This window comes from Bradyrhizobium sp. NBAIM14, assembly GCF_020193895.1.
Classification (GTDB): Bacteria; Pseudomonadota; Alphaproteobacteria; order Rhizobiales; family Xanthobacteraceae; genus Bradyrhizobium; species Bradyrhizobium yuanmingense.
This window is the reverse complement of the sequence record NZ_JADYVQ010000068.1, coordinates 1-935: the sequence shown is the minus strand read 5'-3', so window position 1 is coordinate 935 and position 935 is coordinate 1. Positions and strand designations below refer to the sequence as shown.

2 protein-coding genes are annotated in these 935 nt (G+C 57.2%); both read left to right on the top strand.

The features are described from left to right. On the top strand, positions 1–519 hold a 519-nt coding region (locus tag I6F28_RS37025; protein ID WP_225143930.1), incomplete at its 5' end, for a reverse transcriptase domain-containing protein. After that, entirely contained in the window at positions 465–752 is a 288-nt protein-coding gene (locus tag I6F28_RS38015) for a group II intron maturase-specific domain-containing protein (protein WP_225143929.1), read from the top strand. The genes I6F28_RS37025 and I6F28_RS38015, both read left to right, overlap by 55 nt. The last annotated feature ends 183 nt before the right edge of the window (positions 753–935 follow it).

Here is a 935-nt window from a genome sequence, read left to right as displayed (position 1 = left end):
GTAAAGCGGTGGCTGCAAGCTCCCGTGGAGAAAGAAGACGGAATCCCTGTGGAGAGAACACGCGGAACCCCTCAGGGTTCGGTGGTTTCACCGCTGCTCGCAAATTTGGTTCTGCACTATGCATTCGATCACTGGATGCAGCGGACCTTCCCTTGTTTGTGTTTCGAAAGATACGCTGACGATGCGATAGTCCATTGCAGAACTGAAAGCGAGGCTCGAACCGTGATGGAGGCGATCCGAAAACGTCTTGCGGAATGCGGTCTGGAGCTCCATCCGGAGAAAACCCGGATCGTCTACTGCAAGGATAATAAACGGAGAGAGGAATGCGAACACATCTCGTTCGACTTCCTTGGCTACACCTTCCAGCCGCGCAGCGCTCGCGATCGAAAGGGCGAGAAGTTCCTCAACTTCCTCCCGGCAATCAGCAACAAGGCTGCCAAAGGAATCCGACAAACCATTCGCTCATGGCGACTGGTTCGACGCGAAACCACTGGAGTCTTGAAGAACTCGCCAAGCTGATTGATCCTGTCGTGCAAGGATGGCTGAACTATTACGGACGGTTTTACCGGACGGAATGTGTCAACGTCCTTCGTCACGTAAACGACGCGCTCGCCCGCTGGGCGAGGCGGAAATACAAGCGGTTGAAAGGCCGGAAAGTCGCCTCAGTATATTGGTTGGGACGACTCGCACAGCGCGATCCGAACCTACTCTATTTGTGGCGAGTCGGCATTCGACCTGCGGCTGGAAGATAGAAGCCGGATGAATCGAGAGGTTCACGTCCGGTTTCGTGAGAGCCTCGGGGTGCAATTCCCCGGGGGCTACTCGACCGACCGTGACCCGCTTGAGGTCCTGGCTGCGCAACGCGCCGGCCTCGTGTGCCACCCGCAAGCTCTCGGCCAGCAACAGCTCCAGCTTGTCGCCGAGCCGCTTGCGCC